General features: G+C 58.2%; 15 protein-coding genes and 6 tRNA genes. 14 read left to right on the top strand and 7 right to left on the bottom strand.

Annotation, left to right across the window (positions count from 1 at the left end; all coding sequences use genetic code 11):
* Positions 1-34: 34 nt before the first annotated feature.
* Complete coding sequence (gene dapA / locus AB5Y86_RS20675; protein WP_043820620.1) at positions 35-907, bottom strand: 4-hydroxy-tetrahydrodipicolinate synthase; 873 nt, start codon at positions 905-907, stop codon at positions 35-37.
* A 280-nt stretch (positions 908-1,187) separates the two neighbouring features.
* On the opposite strand from dapA, the gene rsmC reads away from it, so the two are divergent.
* From rsmC to AB5Y86_RS20630, 9 genes are all read left to right on the top strand, one after another.
* Positions 1,188-2,216 (top strand): 16S rRNA (guanine(1207)-N(2))-methyltransferase RsmC, encoded by a 1,029-nt coding sequence (gene rsmC, locus AB5Y86_RS20670; RefSeq protein WP_368193948.1) that lies wholly within the window; start codon positions 1,188-1,190, stop codon positions 2,214-2,216.
* Between the two features lie 151 nt (positions 2,217-2,367).
* Entirely contained in the window at positions 2,368-3,585 is a 1,218-nt protein-coding gene (gene glgC, locus AB5Y86_RS20665) for a glucose-1-phosphate adenylyltransferase (protein ID WP_005340236.1), read from the top strand.
* On the top strand, positions 3,575-5,035 hold the full coding sequence (glgA, locus tag AB5Y86_RS20660) for a glycogen synthase GlgA (RefSeq protein ID WP_005343039.1): 1,461 nt from the start codon (positions 3,575-3,577) through the stop codon (positions 5,033-5,035). The genes glgC and glgA overlap by 11 nt, the downstream gene beginning before the upstream one ends.
* A 128-nt stretch (positions 5,036-5,163) precedes the next feature.
* Positions 5,164-5,249 (top strand) — tRNA-Leu (locus tag AB5Y86_RS20655).
* A 53-nt stretch (positions 5,250-5,302) separates the two neighbouring features.
* A tRNA-Leu gene (locus tag AB5Y86_RS20650) sits at positions 5,303-5,388 on the top strand.
* A gap of 44 nt (positions 5,389-5,432) precedes the next feature.
* Positions 5,433-5,518: transfer RNA gene (locus AB5Y86_RS20645), tRNA-Leu, on the top strand.
* 46 nt (positions 5,519-5,564) lie between these two features.
* Positions 5,565-5,650: transfer RNA gene (locus tag AB5Y86_RS20640), tRNA-Leu, on the top strand.
* Between the two features lie 71 nt (positions 5,651-5,721).
* Positions 5,722-5,807, top strand: a tRNA-Leu gene (locus AB5Y86_RS20635).
* A 109-nt stretch (positions 5,808-5,916) separates the two neighbouring features.
* On the top strand, positions 5,917-6,189 hold the full coding sequence (locus AB5Y86_RS20630) for a late competence development ComFB family protein (RefSeq protein ID WP_005343036.1): 273 nt from the start codon (positions 5,917-5,919) through the stop codon (positions 6,187-6,189).
* On the opposite strand, the gene AB5Y86_RS20625 is transcribed toward AB5Y86_RS20630, so the two are convergent.
* On the bottom strand, positions 6,184-6,393 hold the full coding sequence (locus AB5Y86_RS20625) for a hypothetical protein (RefSeq protein ID WP_005357820.1): 210 nt from the start codon (positions 6,391-6,393) through the stop codon (positions 6,184-6,186). The two genes, AB5Y86_RS20630 and AB5Y86_RS20625, sit on opposite strands and share 6 nt — an antisense overlap.
* A gap of 301 nt (positions 6,394-6,694) precedes the next feature.
* Between AB5Y86_RS20625 and nhaC the strand changes: the two genes are divergently transcribed.
* Positions 6,695-8,104 (top strand): Na+/H+ antiporter NhaC, encoded by a 1,410-nt coding sequence (gene nhaC, locus AB5Y86_RS20620; protein ID WP_047438574.1) that lies wholly within the window; start codon positions 6,695-6,697, stop codon positions 8,102-8,104.
* Positions 8,105-8,243: 139 nt separating this feature from the next.
* On the opposite strand, the gene erpA is transcribed toward nhaC, so the two are convergent.
* From erpA to clcA, 3 genes are all read right to left on the bottom strand, one after another.
* Complete coding sequence (gene erpA / locus AB5Y86_RS20615) at positions 8,244-8,594, bottom strand: iron-sulfur cluster insertion protein ErpA (RefSeq protein WP_005340225.1); 351 nt, start codon at positions 8,592-8,594, stop codon at positions 8,244-8,246.
* Positions 8,595-8,681: 87 nt separating this feature from the next.
* The gene (locus AB5Y86_RS20610) at positions 8,682-9,377 is read right to left on the bottom strand and encodes a DUF6776 family protein (protein WP_252657422.1); all 696 of its coding nucleotides are present in this window, start codon (positions 9,375-9,377) and stop codon (positions 8,682-8,684) included.
* 91 nt (positions 9,378-9,468) lie between these two features.
* Positions 9,469-10,857 carry a H(+)/Cl(-) exchange transporter ClcA gene (gene clcA, locus AB5Y86_RS20605; protein ID WP_335828081.1) on the bottom strand — a complete coding sequence of 463 codons (1,389 nt, stop codon included), beginning with the start codon at positions 10,855-10,857 and terminating at the stop codon, positions 9,469-9,471.
* A gap of 244 nt (positions 10,858-11,101) precedes the next feature.
* Here clcA and hemL point away from each other — a divergent pair, with 244 nt between their 5' ends.
* On the top strand, positions 11,102-12,388 hold the full coding sequence (hemL, locus tag AB5Y86_RS20600; protein ID WP_368193947.1) for a glutamate-1-semialdehyde 2,1-aminomutase: 1,287 nt from the start codon (positions 11,102-11,104) through the stop codon (positions 12,386-12,388).
* A gap of 217 nt (positions 12,389-12,605) precedes the next feature.
* Positions 12,606-13,421, top strand: a complete 816-nt coding sequence (locus AB5Y86_RS20595) for a hypothetical protein (RefSeq protein WP_368193946.1) — start codon at positions 12,606-12,608, stop codon at positions 13,419-13,421.
* Here AB5Y86_RS20595 and AB5Y86_RS20590 read toward each other — a convergent pair.
* Together AB5Y86_RS20590 and AB5Y86_RS20585 are read right to left on the bottom strand one after the other, a co-directional pair.
* Complete coding sequence (locus AB5Y86_RS20590) at positions 13,336-14,238, bottom strand: sulfite exporter TauE/SafE family protein (protein ID WP_227341477.1); 903 nt, start codon at positions 14,236-14,238, stop codon at positions 13,336-13,338. The genes AB5Y86_RS20595 and AB5Y86_RS20590 overlap by 86 nt on opposite strands.
* 296 nt (positions 14,239-14,534) lie before the next feature.
* Positions 14,535-15,284: a DsbA family protein gene (locus AB5Y86_RS20585; protein WP_368193945.1), complete on the bottom strand. Its 750-nt coding sequence runs from the start codon at positions 15,282-15,284 to the stop codon at positions 14,535-14,537.
* Positions 15,285-15,481: 197 nt separating this feature from the next.
* Between AB5Y86_RS20585 and AB5Y86_RS20580 the strand changes: the two genes are divergently transcribed.
* Positions 15,482-15,569 (top strand) — tRNA-Ser (locus tag AB5Y86_RS20580).
* 303 nt (positions 15,570-15,872) lie between these two features.
* On the top strand, positions 15,873-16,093 hold a 221-nt coding region (locus AB5Y86_RS20575; RefSeq protein ID WP_368193944.1), incomplete at its 3' end, for a transposase.

The raw sequence follows: 16,093 nt of genomic DNA, 5'->3' as shown, positions 1-16,093 counted from the left end.
CAAAACGGGTGAGCCTTGGCTCACCCGTTTTGCATTACAGCAGATTGAGCTGCTGCATGGCGCTGCGAATGCGCTCGCGAGTCGCCTCCGACAGCGGCATCACTGGCAGGCGGCACTCCTCGCTGCAGAAACCGAGCAGGGAAGCGGCATATTTGGCACCAGCCGGGCTCGGCTCGGCAAACATCGCCTGATGGAGCGGAATCAGCTTGTCTTGCAGCTCACGCGCTTCTTGCCACTTGCCCGCCAGCGTGAGGTTCTGCACCTCGGCTACCAGCTTGGGCGCCACGTTGGCGGTCACAGAGATACAGCCCTGACCACCACCGATGTTGTAGGCCACGGCAGTAGCATCTTCACCGGAGAGCCAGGCGAAGGGCTTTTTGATCAGCTGGCGCTCGGTCCAGGGGCGGGCCAAGTCGCCGGTGGCATCTTTCACCCCGGCAATGCGCGGCAGCTCGGCCAGACGGGCCAGGGTCGCCGGTTGCACGTCAACGATGGCGCGCGGCGGGATGTTGTAGACAATGATCGGCTTGGCAGTGGCGTCGTGGACAGCCTTGAAGTGGTGGTAGAGCCCCTCCTGATTGGGACGGTTGTAGTAACCGGCCACATGCAGAGTGGCATCAGCCCCCACCCGCTCAGCATGGAGGGTGTACTCGATGGCTTCGACCGGATTGTTGGAACCCGCCCCGGCAATCACCGGAATACGGCCAGCGACCTGTTTGACCACCAGCTCCACCACCCGGCAGTGCTCGTCATGGGTCAGGGTCGGACTTTCCCCCGTGGTACCTACCGGCACAATGCCGTGAGTGCCCTGTTCGATATGCCACTCCACCAGACGCAGCAGCGCCTCTTCATCCAGCTTTCCCTGTCGAAACGGGGTGATCAACGCAACGATTGAACCTTGAAACATGGGATCTCCTTCTCCTAAATGACGCGCATATGGCAATAAAAAACCCCGGTACGATGTGCGCAACCGGGGTTTGAAGCTTCTCAGGGATGAGAGGTTACGCGCGAACGTCGGCAGGCCCGAATTTCAGGCTTTTTTTGTGCTTTCGTTTCAACCCGTTGAACCGCATTTCGTCATCTCTGGTCAAAAAATGGTGTCTGGGCATATTTCGGGAACACGGCATAAATGTCAAGGCGAAAGGGGCTATGTATAATGGCCGCCCAAAATTGCGTGGAGAGACCCGATGAGCAGCCCTATCAGTGCCGTCAGCCAGATGCTGGAACGAAACCAAGCCCTCTTTGTCGGCAAGCGGCTACTTGTCTGCGGCGCGCTGGAGGATGACTACCCCCGCCAGCTGGCGAGCCTGGCCCAGACCCTGACCGTCTTTACCACCGATTACTGCTACTACCGCAGCCAGCAGGCCGCCCTCGGCGAGGCTATCCTGTTCGACCACCAGCTCGGTGGAGCCCCGCACTTCGATGCCCTGTTGCTGCTGATGCCCAAGGCCAAGGCCGAAGCACAATATCTGCTGGCCATGATGACCCCCTTGCTGGAAGCGGGTGCCGATCTGTTCCTCGCCGGTGAAAACCGCGGCGGCATCAATGGCGCCGACAAGCTGCTGGCCCCCTATGGCGAAAAGCCGATCAAGCGCGATTCGGCGCGCCGCTGCTCCCTCTATCACGGTGAGCTGAGCAAGCCGGTTGAACCTTTCAATCTGGATAGCTGGTTTGGCCGCTACCAGTGCAAGGCCGGTGATACCGAGCTGACCGTGCTGGCACTGCCCGGCGTCTTCAGCGCCGCCGAGCTGGATCTCGGCACCCAGATGCTGCTGGCCGCCGTGCCGCCGATGACGGGCGAATTGCTCGATTTCGGTTGTGGCGCCGGGGTAATTGGGTCCGTGCTGGCCAAGCGCAATCCGGATCTGCAGGTGAACATGGTGGATATCAGCGCGCTGGCGCTCGAATCGAGCCGCCGCACCCTGGCGATCAACGGTCTGCAGGGCAAGGTCACCGCTTCCGATGTCTATTCGGATGTCTCCACCCGTTTCCAGCACATCGTCTCCAACCCGCCATTCCATGCGGGTCTCAAAACCTTCTATGCGGCAACCGAGCAGTTCCTGGCCAAGGCGCCGGAATTTTTGCTGCCAAATGGTTCGCTGACCATTGTTGCCAACGCCTTCTTGCGCTACCAGCCTATACTGGAGACACACTTCAAACGGACTGAAGTGATCAGCAGTGATGCCAAATTCAAGGTCTATCTGAGCAAAATGTAAATAAGTGTAAGCAGCACAATAAAACAGCTAGAGAGCGCCATCCGGCATCTGATAAGGTATTAAGCGCACGATAAAAACCACCCCTTTAGGGGTGTTTTTATACCGAACATTGAAAACCTTTTCATGTTGTTAATTCAGGGAGAGAAATACGATGGCAGGCATATTGACCATGATCCTGGCTGGTGGCGAAGGTACTCGCCTGCAGCCTCTGACCACTACCCGCAGCAAGCCTTCCGTCCCCTTTGGTGGCAGCTACCGGCTGATCGACTTTGTCCTCAACAACTTCGTCAACGCCGACTTTCTGCGCATCTATGTACTGACCCAATTCAAATCACAGTCCCTCTACCTGCACATGAAGAAGGGCTGGAATATCGTCGGCATCACCGACCGCTTTATCGATCCCATCCCGGCCCAGATGCGGATGGGCAAACGCTGGTATGACGGCACCGCCGACGCCATTTACCAGAACCTCGGCTTTATCGAGCGGGCCGAACCGGATCACGTCTGCATCTTCGGTTCCGACCACATCTACAAGATGGATGTGAGCCAGATGGTCACCTTCCACAAGCAGAAGAACGCCGCCATGACTGTCGCGGCCCTGCGCATGCCCATCGAAGAGGCGAGCGCCTTCGGGGTGATCGAGGTGGATACCGAAGGGCGGATGATCGGCTTTCAGGAAAAGCCGAAGCAGCCCAAGCACATTCCCGGCGATCCGACCCAGGCGCTGGTCTCCATGGGCAACTACATCTTCGAGACCGATGCCCTCTGCCGCGAGTTGAAGCGGGATGCCGCCGAGGAGAACTCCAGCCACGACTTTGGCAAGGATGTGATCCCGAGCCTCTACCCACGTGCCCCCGTCTATGTCTATGACTACAGCACCAACGTCATCCCCGGCGAGAAACCGCACGTCTACTGGCGGGATGTGGGCACCCTCGACTCTTATTGGCAAGCGCACATGGACCTGGTGGCCGACAATCCCCCCTTCTCCCTCTATAACCGCAAGTGGCCCCTGCACACCCACTATCCGGCGCTGCCACCGGCCACCTTCATCGACAGCGACGAGTGCAAGGTGAAGATCGCCAACTCGCTGATCTCCGCCGGTTGCTTCATTCAGGGCAGCCAGATCCAGCGATCCATCCTTGGTTTCCGCTGCAATATCGGCGCGTGCAGCCATATCAGTGAATCCGTTCTGCTGGGGGATGTGAAGATTGGTGAAGGGTGCTCCATCCGGCGCGCCATCATTGATAAAAACGTTGAAATTGCGCCAGGCACCGTTATCGGTGAAAATCTGGACCACGATAGAGAGCGATTTACCGTATCCGAAGGCGGTATCGTGGTGGTACCTAAGGGAGCAAGAGTTGGCTATTAACCCACTGAAAATCCTGTTTGTTGCCTCGGAAGTTGAGGGGCTGGTCAAAACCGGGGGCCTGGCCGATGTCGCCAGAGCCCTGCCGATGTACCTGGCCCAGAAGGGACATGATGTCAGGATCATGTTGCCCTTCTACAAGACGATAAAGCGACGGGATGAGGCCAGACTGGTGGCGTCACGCTGGTTGCCAACCCACCCCGGGCTGCCTGATATCGGTTATCGCATCTACCAGATGGAGCTGGATGGCGTCTGCGTCTATCTGCTCGACTGCCCGCAATATTTCGATCGTCCCCAGCTCTACGCCGAGAACAATCAGGCCTATCCGGATAATGGAGAGCGCTTTGCCTTCTTCTCGGCCGCGGCCCTCCATGCCTGCGAGCAGCTCGGCTTTGCCCCGGATATCGCCCACTGCAATGACTGGCACACCGGCCTGCTGCCACTGCTGCTGAAAACCCGTCACGCCCACAACCCCTTCTTCCAGCAGACCCGCAGCGTGATCAGCATTCACAACGCGGCGTTTCAGGGGGTGTTTGGCCGCGAGCAGTTCTGGGCCATGCCCGAGATCGCCGACTACGAACGCCGCATCAACTACGACTACGGTCATGTCAATCTGCTCAAATGCGGGGTGCTCTACGCCGACAAGATCAATGCGGTCAGCCCCAACTATGCCCAGGAGCTGCTGACTCACCTTGGCGCCCACGGCATGGCGCATATCTTCCAGCAACGGGCGGCGGATCTCTGTGGCATCCTCAACGGCTGCGATTACAAGGACTGGGATCCTGAGTTCGACGAATTCCTGCCTGCGACCTACAGCATCGACAACATGGCTGGCAAACAGATCTGCAAAGAGAGCCTGCAACAGGAAGCGGGGCTGGCCGTGGCGGACTTGCCCATCTACGGCATGGTTTGCCGCCTGACCGAGCAAAAGGGCGTTCCCCTGCTGCTCCCTGCGCTGGAGAAATTCCTCCACCATCAGGTACAAGTGGTGATCGTCGGCTCTGGCGATCCTGCGCTCGCCACGCAACTGCAAACCATGGCCCGGGATTATCCGGGCAAGCTCGCCTTCATCAACACCTATGACGATCGACTGGCTCATCTGGTCGAAGCCGGTGCCGACTTCTTCCTGATGCCCTCTCTGTTCGAGCCTTGCGGCCTCAACCAGATGTACAGTCTCGCCTATGGTACCCTGCCACTGGTGCGCGCCGTGGGTGGTCTGAAAGATACCGTGGTGGATTGGGATGCCGATCCCGAGCATGCCACCGGCTTCTGCTTTAACGATCCGACTGCCGCCATCCTGCTCGATACCATGCGCCGCAGCCTGCTCTATTTCCTGCAGGACAAGGAGCGTTTTGCCAAGGTGCAGCGCAATGCCATGAGCACCCGCTTCAACTGGCCTGACTCGGTCACCCAGTACGAACGGATGTATCAGAGCGCATTGGGCCGTTACTGAACGCCAAACGTCGGCTAATTGCTGAAGTTTTGTACCCTTGGCGCCACTTTGGGCGTCAACAGCGAAAAAAGTCCCCTTTGGCTGTTGACGCTCCCCCAAAACTCTATAGAATCCCCCTCCGCAGTGATGCGAAGGTGGCGGAATTGGTAGACGCGCTAGCTTCAGGTGTTAGTGTCCCACGGATGTGAGGGTTCGAGTCCCTCTCTTCGCACCAATACTGCCATGCTGATTCAGCAGCATGTAAATCCAACTAGAAAACCCGAATGTGCGAAGGTGGCGGAATTGGTAGACGCGCTAGCTTCAGGTGTTAGTGCCCCCCGGGTGTGAGGGTTCGAGTCCCTCTCTTCGCACCATGCTTCTCCAGACAGCATGTAAATCAAAACTGGTAACACAATGTGCGAAGGTGGCGGAATTGGTAGACGCGCTAGCTTCAGGTGTTAGTGTCCCACGGATGTGAGGGTTCGAGTCCCTCTCTTCGCACCATGCTTTATCCAGACAGCATGTAAATCCAGACTGGAAACCCGAATGTGCGAAGGTGGCGGAATTGGTAGACGCGCTAGCTTCAGGTGTTAGTGCCCCCCGGGTGTGAGGGTTCGAGTCCCTCTCTTCGCACCATGATTCTGACATGTAAACACAGAGCAATGCGCTCCAACCGCATTTAAAAACCAGCTGGAGAAAATCAGTGTGCGAAGGTGGCGGAATTGGTAGACGCGCTAGCTTCAGGTGTTAGTGTCCCACGGATGTGAGGGTTCGAGTCCCTCTCTTCGCACCATTCATTACGCAAAAGGCCCATCACGAAAGTGATGGGCCTTTTGTTTTTACTCCTTGTTATGGCTATGCTTTTGACGACTCCCCGCTCATCGTCATGCCAAGGAACGCATATGATACTGGATACCGACATTCACAACTTTTACGAACATCTGGTGCTCAAGGAGATTGAGAAACAGGGGCTGCAGCAAAAGCTCAACAGCGATCAGATGGCCGACCTCTGCTGCCTCACCCTCAACCAGCTTCCGGCCCACTATATTCGCCACAATGTCGACATGATCTACTTCCTTACCGACGCCAAGCGTACCGAAATGGAGAAACTGGTGGTCGAATCGCTCAAGGTGGCACAGCAGAAGATCAAGCAGGCTCCCGTCAAAAGCTCATAACCAGGGCTGCTGCCAGAGCAGGGTGACGATACCGGTCAACCCGGCCACTGGCAGCAAGATCAAGGCGGGCCGCAATCCGGGCTCCAGCATCACCCAGGCAGCCAACAGAAAACCGGCACTCCAGGTGCCGTACTCTTTATCCTGACCCCATGCGAGTACGGCCACCGCCACCAGCAACATCATCCCCCGCAATATCCAGCGCATTGTTTTCTCCCCCATCAACAATTGATAATAATTATCATATGCATCTATTGGGGATGCAAGTGGCGTCACAAGCAAGCTTCGTACGTGACCCACTGTGTCAACAGGCCGCTCAAAAACGGGTTATGAGATCAACTAATTTGTGATTTTTTCAATCAAATGTGCATTTTTGCCAATTTGATGGGGCTTTAACCCGCCGGGTTTGTGGTAGATTGCGGCCTCTTTTTGGGTTGCCTCCTCGGGATCGATGTATCCACAGGACGAGAGGGAGTGACCTTGGCGAGCAAGAGTTTAGGAAGTATCTATGCAAAACCAACAAAACCACATCAGACTACCGGGCATGGCACAGGTGTTTGCCTGTCTGGCCATTTTCCTGGCCCTGGCATTCTCGTTTACCAGCGTGCTCGATCTGCCGATCCAGCTGGCGCTGTTCATCGCCTGGTTCGTCATCATGGGGCTTGGCATCAAACTCGGCCACGATTACAAATCCCTGGAGCAGGCTGCCGTTGACGGCGTTGCCAAGGGGATGGGGGCCATCCTTATCCTGGTCTCCGTCGGTGCTCTGGTCGGCACCTGGATTGCTGGCGGCATAGTCCCCAGCATCATCTACTTCGGCCTCAAGGTGATCCACCCGTCCATCTTCCTGCTGGCAACCCTGATCATCTGCTCCCTGACCTCGCTGGCCACCGGCACCTCCTGGGGCTCTGCCGCCACCGCCGGTATCGCCATGATGGGGATCGGCCACAGCCTCGGCGTGCCTGCGCCGCTGGTAGCCGGTGCCGTGCTCTCCGGCGTCTATTTTGGTGACAAGCTCTCTCCGCTCTCCGACTCAGTAGTGCTGGCTTCGACCATGTCCAACGTCGACGTGGTGGAGCATATCAAGGGGATGCTGCCCATCAGCCTGCTCTCCTATGTCATCACCGCCGTACTGTTCACCGTGGTGGGTATGCAGTATTCGGGCAACGTCAGCCTGGAGCAGGTCAATCTGGTGATGGAGGCTCTCGACAACCAGTTCAACATTACCCCACTGGCCATAGTGCCGGTGGTGCTGGTACTGGGCCTGTTGGCCAATCGCAAGCCCGCCTTCCCGGTGATCAGCTTCGGCGCCCTGCTGGGCCTGATCTGGGCAATCGCCTTCCAGGGCATGGATCCGGTCAAGGCAATGCACTCGGCTTATAGTCCGTTTGCCATCACCTCCGGCATCGACTTTATCGACAACATTCTCGGTCGCGGCGGCATGGAGTCCATGCTGGGCTCGGTCGCGGTCATCATCTTCGGTCTCGGGTTTGGCGGCCTGCTGGAGAAGGTCGGTATTCTGGAAGTGATCGCCAGCGCCTTCGAGAAGCGCATCAACAGCGTCGGCAGCCTGACCAGCCACACCATCGGTACCGCGTTTCTAGCCAACGTGTTTGGCTCAGCCATGTATGTGTCGCTGATCCTGACTCCCAAGATCATGGCCAAGAACTACGACCGACTGGGACTGGCGCGCAAGAACCTCTCTCGCAACGCCGAGTTTGGCGGCACCCTCACCTGCGGCATGGTGCCCTGGAGCGACAACGGCATCTTCATGGCCGGGGTACTGGGGGTGGCAACCCTCGACTACCTGCCTTACATGTGGCTGAGCTTCACCTGCATCATTGTGACCATCACCCTCGCCTACATGGGCAAGGCAGTGAATCGGGTCCCGCTGGTCGCGGCGGCAAGCTCCCGCTAAGCCATCCTGCAAACAACAAAGGCGCCATCGAGGCGCCTTTGTTGTTTCAGAGAAATGCTGTTTGATGGCGCGCACTGAGCACCACAAACAAAAACAGCCCTCGTTGCCGAGAGCCGTTTCATCAGACCGATAATGCCGATCAGATGGAGAAGCTGGAGCCACAGCCACAGGTCGTGGTGGCGTTGGGGTTGGTCACGGTGAAGCGTGAGCCTTCCAGACCCTCGGTGTAATCCACACTGCCGCCTACCAGATATTGCAGACTCATGGGATCGATCACCATGGTGACGCCATTCTTCTCGACTACGGTGTCCCCGTCGTTGATCTTCTCATCAAAGGTAAAGCCATACTGGAAACCGGAGCAGCCCCCACCCGTGATGTATACCCGCAGCTTCAGCTCGGGATTCTCTTCCTCGGTGATCAGGTTCTTCACCTTGTTGGCCGCCGCATCCGTCATCTGGATGGGCAGCGGGGCTTCTGCTACTGCACTCATTACTGACCTCACAACCATTAGATCCACAAACATGGAAACCGCGAAATTATCCAATACCCGACCATTCAGTTCAAGTATTCACCACGTTTAACCGGCAGTGGGAACCGGAGCAGGCGGTGCGGCGACCAGTGGCTTGATCACCTCGCCCCACTCAACCAGCAGCTCTTGCGCCGGTTGCCTGCCATCCTTGTTGATGGTGACACGGATCCGATCCGGCACAAAGCCTTCCGGCAACTGCCAATTCCCTTCTAGCAGCTGGAAATAACGCAGGGCATAACGCCACTCGCTCACCTTCATCCCGAGATCGCGGCCGGTCAGCGTCTTCGGCTTGTCGGCCAGGCTCCCCTCGACCCGGATCTGCACCTGACCACGGAACAGCTCCCGCTTCTTGGCAGGCTGGGTCAGGGCTAGACGGTAGTGGTAGCGACCGGGAATGCTGGTCTCCTGCAGGGTCAGGTTGTCGATCACCACCCCCACCTGTTCGCCGGTGGGGCGCATGATCCGCTCGAAAAAGGCCAGCTGGCGCTTGAGCTCCTGCACCTGCGCCTCCTGACTCTTCAGGGTGGTCTGCAACTGCTCGAAGGCCGCTTTCTGGGTCGCCAGCTGGGTATCTTTCACCCCCAATTCGGTCTTGAGCTGGCCGATAGCCTTGCCCTGACGATCCAGCGTCTCCTGCTGTACCACCAACAGACTGCTCTGGGCCAGCTCCTGACGGTTACCGACAAAGTAACCGATGAGCCCGCCAACGGCTAACACGACCAATAACTTCAATAGATTGGACATAGCCCCTCATCCCGTTATCACGCCATTTACGGCAGCGCCTCTCCCTTCACTATACCGCCCTGACCGGGGCCACAGGCGATAAAGGGAAAAATTAACTGGCCGTGGCGCTGCCATCACCCCGCTTTTGACGCGCGGCGAGCCGTAAAGTTCGCTCCAGGATCTGGGAATAGATGGGTCGGCCACCCAGCCACTGGGCAACCAGAGTCGCACCGACCGTAGTGATCATCATCGGCAAAATCAGCTGATAGTTGTCGGTCATCTCGGTGACCAGCACGATACCGGTGATGGGGGCACGCACGGTGGCAGCAAACAGCGCCCCCATTCCGGCGATGGCAAAGGCGCCGGGCTCGATGCCAAGCTCCGGAAACGCCGCATGAAACAGATGGCCAAACACCACGCCAAACAAGGTGCCCAACGCCAGGGTCGGCGCAAACACCCCGCCCGGGGCACCGGAGCAGAAGCAGATGAGGGTCGCAACCAGCCGCACCGAAAAGATAAGGAACAGGGTCGCCATCGCATACTCATCCCCCATCAGATGGGGAATAAGCTCGGTGCCTCCCCCCGTCACCGCGGGGGCAAACAGCGACAGCACACCAAACGTTCCGGCGACCAGCATGCCGATGGCCACGAAACGGTGGCGCTTGTTCTGATGCAGCGCCAGATAGCCATCCTGACAGGCCAGCACCAGCTTGTTGAAGACAAAACCGAGCACCCCGAAGGTGGCCCCCATAAAGAGGAACAGCCAGAGCGCCTTGAGGGCTGGCGCATCGTAGTGGGGCAAGGTGATCACCGCCCCCTGCCCTTTCATGTTCTGCAGCATCAGGGTCGCCATGATGGCGGAGATCCCCACCGCCTTGATGGCCAGAAAGGAGTAACGAAACTGCGGCCGCATCTCCTCCATCACGAACAGGATGCCTGCCAGCGGCGCATTGAAGGCTGCTGCCAGACCTCCCGCCGCACCGGCTGCCAGCAGGGCATGGCCATGCTCCTTGGGCAACCGGAAGATATCCGCCACCATCTTGCCGAGGTTGCCGCCGATCTGTACCGAAGGCCCCTCCCGCCCCAGCACCATGCCGGAACTCAGGGTGCAGATGCCGCCGAAGAACTTGACCGGCAACACTCGCCACCACCGCACCGGGCGCAGATCGTCCATCGCCCCCTCGATCTCGGGAATGCCGGAGCCGCCCGCTTCCGGGGCAAAGGTATGAGTGAGGAAGTAACCGACAAATCCCAGCAAGGCGCTGAAGCCAAAGCCAAGCAGACCGAGCTGCCACCAGGGACGGTCTGCCAGCAAGGCGATGCGTTGTTCTGCCAGCCAGTGGACACCCGATTCGAACAGGCCGCACACCAGTCCGGCCAGGGTGCCGACCAGCGCCGCCAGCAGCAGCACCAGCAAGGGCATCTTGTCTTGCCGGATAATGCGGGAAAGCGGCCCCCGCAAAGAGGTATCGGCTTCAGAGGAGAGAGCTTGTTGCGCCATCTTGTTACACCAACTTGGAAAAACCATATCGTCAGCTAGCTGAGATCAGGATCACCCGGCGCGTTGCTCGGCTGCCCAGGGCTGGGGCTTTCTGCTATAGTCGGCCCGTTAAATTTTTGTCACGGGAGCAGACCGAGAGTCCGGGTGGCGAGAGCGCAAAGCATACTCCTGATGCTCCGGCCTGCCGAGTCTCAATCGGCTGCAATCCCTTGTGTGACGACCAAAATCCCATTAAGGATGATCCATGTCAAAATCAGATCAGCTGTTTGAACAGGCCCGCCAGACCATTCCGGGTGGCGTCAACTCACCGGTCCGCGCCTTCAATGGGGTCGGCGGCACGCCCCGCTTCATCGATCACGCCGATGGCGCCTATCTCTATGATGTGGATGGTCAGGCCTACGTGGATTACATCGGCTCCTGGGGCCCCATGCTGCTGGGTCACAACCACCCGACCATCAAAGCCGCCGTCATCAAGGCCGTTGAGAAGGGGCTGAGCTACGGTGCGCCGACCGAGATCGAAGTGCTGATGGCCGAGAAAGTGCGCCAGATCGTCCCCTCCATGGAGCAGGTGCGGATGGTCAACTCCGGCACCGAAGCCACCATGAGCGCCATTCGTCTGGCCCGTGGCTACACCGGCCGCGACAAGATCATCAAATTCGAGGGCTGCTACCACGGCCACGCCGACTCCCTGCTGGTCAAGGCCGGTTCCGGCGCCCTGACCCTGGGTCAGCCCAACAGCCCGGGCGTACCGGCCGACTTCGCCAAACACACCCTGACCTGCGTTTTCAACGATCTGGATTCGGTGCGTGAAGCCTTCACCCAGTACGGCAGCGAGATCGCCTGTATCATCGTCGAGCCGGTCGCTGGCAACATGAACTGCATCCCGCCGGTCCCCGGCTTCCTGGAAGGGCTGCGCGCCATCTGTGACGAGTTCGGTGCCCTGCTGATCCTGGACGAAGTGATGACCGGCTTCCGCGTCTCCTTGCGCGGTGCCCAGGGCCACTACAACATCGACCCGGATCTCACCACCCTTGGCAAGATCATCGGTGCCGGCATGCCTGTAGGCGCCTTCGGCGGCAAGAAGAAGGTGATGCAGCACATAGCACCGACCGGCCCTGTCTATCAGGCGGGTACTCTCTCCGGCAACCCGGTGGCCATGGCGGCCGGTCTGACTATGCTGGATCTGCTGCTGGAGCAGGGTCTCTATGAGCAGCTGAGCGCCAAGACTGCGCGGGTTGCAGAAGGGCTGAAAGCGGCCGCTGCCAAACACGGCATCCCGCTCGCCATCAACTATGTGGGCGGCATGTTCGGCTTCTTCTTCACCGACGAGCCCGAAATCACCCGCTACGAGCAGGTCACTCGCTGCGACATGGAACGCTTCAAGCGCTTCTACCATCTCATGCTAGAAGAGGGTGTCTATCTGGCGCCGAGCGCCTACGAGGCGGGCTTCCTGTCACTGGCTCACGGCGACAAGGAGATCGAACATACCTTGGCTGCCGCCGAGCGCAGCTTCGCCAAGCTGGCTGGCTAAATCGCCGCAGGTTGTCGCAAAGGGCCCGTCATGGGCCCTTTTCTATTGCAGTGCCTTCATCATCACACAGCTCTTCGATACGCCCATTTCTGGTGCATCCCCTCTTCGTCACTCACCAATTTGTCATCCTCTGGTGCAACTTGCCCCGCCATCCCTGTCATAAAGCAGGCCCACTATTTGCACATTCACCGCAAGAGCCCACGTCACCGAGGTCCATATGGCAGAAATGAGCCCCATCGATGTGCTGCGGCGCTATCAGGAGTATCAGGAGGAGCTGACCCCGCTACTGCAGGGGCTGCTCAGTGCCCCCCTTGCCTCGCTCAAGGGGTATCCCTTCGTGGTCAGCATTGACCACTATCAGGGGCCGATGTGCATCCAGCCTGCGGCACCGACGGCCCATAACCGGCTGCATCTTATTGTGCAGGGGCAAGGACGGGAGATCACCGTCTGTCTGAATCAGTTGATTGGCTGGTTGATGGGGGACAGGGAGCGCCGCCGCGCCATGCCCTGGTTCAAGGCGGTCTATGTGGTGCTCAGCATGGCGCTGTTTCTCATCGTCGCGACGCTCATCTGGCACGGGCTGGAGCAGCTCTACCAGCTATTGTGCGGCGAGCAGCAGAACCAGCTCGGCGCCTTTAGCGCCATCATCTTCCTGACGCTGGCACTGGCGGTGTTCGATCTGGGCAAGACCATTCTGGAAGAGGAGGTACTGCTGCATAAGGATATCTTCCGCCACAGCGCCATTCGCCGCACCATCACCCGCTTTATCGCCGCCATCCTGATCGCGGTCTCCATAGAGGGACTGTTGCTGCTGTTCAAAGGCTCGCTCGGCCAGAGCGAGCTGCTCTGGCCAGCGGTCGGAGTGATGGGGTGTGCGGTGGGTTTGCTGCTGGCGCTTGGCCTCTATGTTTTTCTGGGGGCCAAGGCCGAAGCGGCACTGGTACAGGCTAGCCTGCGCTCTCCACCGCCAGTTGCACAGGGGAGCGACGCGCCGCCCGCCAGGAGGCGTACATGGTCCAGGAGGTATAGATGACGATAAAGGCAACCAGCCACTTCAGCATCTCCATATCCATGGATTTGACCAGCATGGCGGCCAGCACCACACCGATGGGGCCGAAGATGGCCACTGCCAGCACTGCCTTGGCATCGAACGCCCCTTTGCGGATAAAAGTGCCTGCGGAGAAAACGCTGAGCACGGCGGTGGAGCCCATCATGATGGGAAACGCCGCCAGCGGATTCATCCCCAGCAGATAAACCAACGTCATGCAGGGGGCAAACAGGCCGATACCGACATTCATCAGCACCCCGAAGATGAAATTGCCGAGCAGGGCAATCGCCAACTTGTAGCCGCTGAGCCCCATCGCATCGCCGCCTACAGGGAAAAGACCCAGCAGACCGGCAAAGATAAGCCCTGCGACGACCAGCAAGGAGATGGCCATCACCAACCGGATGGTCTGCCGATCAAACGAGGCCACATGGCGAGCCCCCCAGGCAGCGCCCGCTGCAGCGGCCATCATCATGCTGATCAGCGTCAGCGGCTCCACTGCGACTGCACCGACGAAGATCAGCGACTGAGTCACGGTCGGCAGCACGCACTGCCCATTGAGGGTACCCGGCAGTACCCGATCATCGATCAGCTTGAACTGCTTGTAGCAGGCGGTCTTTACCGCAAAGCTGCCCACCCCCAGGGTATCGAGGAAGTTGGCAACCCCACCGATCAACGCCACCGGCCAGAAGGGGGTCGCCTCAAAGGATCCACTCTGCTTCTTCCGCCAGCAGGCTTGCACCAGCATGAAGACAAATACGAGGCCTCCGGCTATAAAAACCAGCCGTAAAATATCAACTAACATAGGGGTTTCTCCTGCAACGGGCGGCGATTCTAAGGCAAGCAGCAGAAAAAATCTTGACCGGAATTAAGCAATGCTCACGACACACCTCTGCAAGGCGAAATATTTATCATTAGACTCCGAACGGCTCTGCTAATACTTGTTACTGAGGCCAACAGGCCGGGTCCTGAGCACGTTGTTATGGTCCTTTCGCGACGACCACCTGTGCCAAAGGACATAATAAAAAAGAGGGCCGGTAGTGATACCGACCCTCTTTCTGTATCTGGCCGGGGCGCTGGGCCCTCGACCATGACAACTGCTTATTGAATGCTCTTGCCGGCACGCACGTCCTTGATAAACCCCTTCAGGCTGGCTAGATCACGGGGGGCACCGCGCAGGATCTGATCACCGATGATGAAGGCCGGGGTACCGGAGATACCGAGCGCTTCAGCCAGCGCACGGTTGGTACCGAGGTTCTGGTCAATGCTGCCATCCTTGATCTTGGCCTCCACCTTGCTCCAGTCCACACCGGCCGCCACAGCCAACTGCTTGACCTGTGCTTCATCAGCGAGCGGGCCCTGATGGGTATAGAGCTTCTCGTGGAACGCCTGGTACTTGTCAGGCTGATCCAGCTGGACCGCCAGCGCAGCACGGGCGGCGAAGTAGGAGGACTCGCTCAGAATGGGGAACTGCTTGTAGATGTACCGGATGTCTTTGTCTTCCGCCATCAGCTGCTTGACCAGCGGATGGGCCCGCTTGCAGTAACCGCAGTTGTAATCGAAAAACTCCACAATGGTCAGCGACGCCTTCGGATTCCCCATCTCGGGATCCTGATTGGCATAAAGCTGCTTGGAGTGAGCCTTGATCAGCGCCTTATCACTCTCGGCTTGCTGGCTCTCCTGCTTGGCACGCAGGGCATTGGACATCTCGACCAGGATCTCGGGATTCTTGACCAGATAGTCGCGAACGATTTGCTCGACATCGCTTTTGGTCAGCTCGCTTGCATGTACCGGCGTCGCCAGCAGGGTCACGCCAGCCAGCGCGCAAAACAGGGCATTTTTAATAGTCATAACGTTATCTTGCAGAGGATATGATAGAGGCCACTATAGTGGTTGAGTCTGTTTTCAAGTCAAGTTATCTGGCCAAAAAAGCGCTTGATGCGCCCTGCTTGCCACTTTTTCATGTCGTTTCGCACAATTAACCAGCAATCGAATAGGACGGGGATTTACAAGCCGGAGCAGCATGGTAATATTCGCCGCACTGCTGCGGAGGGGTGGCAGAGCGGCTGAATGCACCGGTCTTGAAAACCGGCGATGGGCGACCATCCGTGGGTTCAAATCCCACCTCCTCCGCCATTCATTCCGGGCCCATGCAACCATGTTGCATGGGCTTTTTATTTGTCTGCGATTTGCCACTCCTCATAGATCTCAACACATTAGTCTTCTTCAACTCCTTTCTTGATCTTCTCACCTGCGGGCTCAACAGCTGCCACAAGATCACCTATCAACATCGAACCTCTGCGTTCCTGCGAACATCCCTTCCCATTTCCTTATTGCCCCAAACAACAACGACCCAACGCAGCGACCACAGTGTAGTGGTCTAATCATCCCGGACACCATTTTAGGTGGTACAGTCGCCACCATGACCTGAGGTGTTCAATGACAAGATTACGTCGCTCATTTACTGCCGAATTCAAACTCGAAGCCGCATCTCTGGTACTCGACCAGGGATATTCTGTCCCTGAAGCCAGCCGTTCACTGGATGTCGGTGAAACCGTACTGCGCCGCTGGGTTCAGCAACTGCAATCCGAACGCTGTGGTACAACCCCAATCAGCAAAGCACTGACTCCGGAGCAGCAAAAAATTCAGGAGCTGGAAGC

Source organism: Aeromonas sp. s8 (assembly GCF_040907785.1).
In the GTDB taxonomy this organism is placed as follows: Bacteria; Pseudomonadota; Gammaproteobacteria; order Enterobacterales; family Aeromonadaceae; genus Aeromonas; species Aeromonas veronii.
Note: the sequence above shows the minus strand (reverse complement) of the source record. Positions and strands in the feature narration are given on the sequence as shown.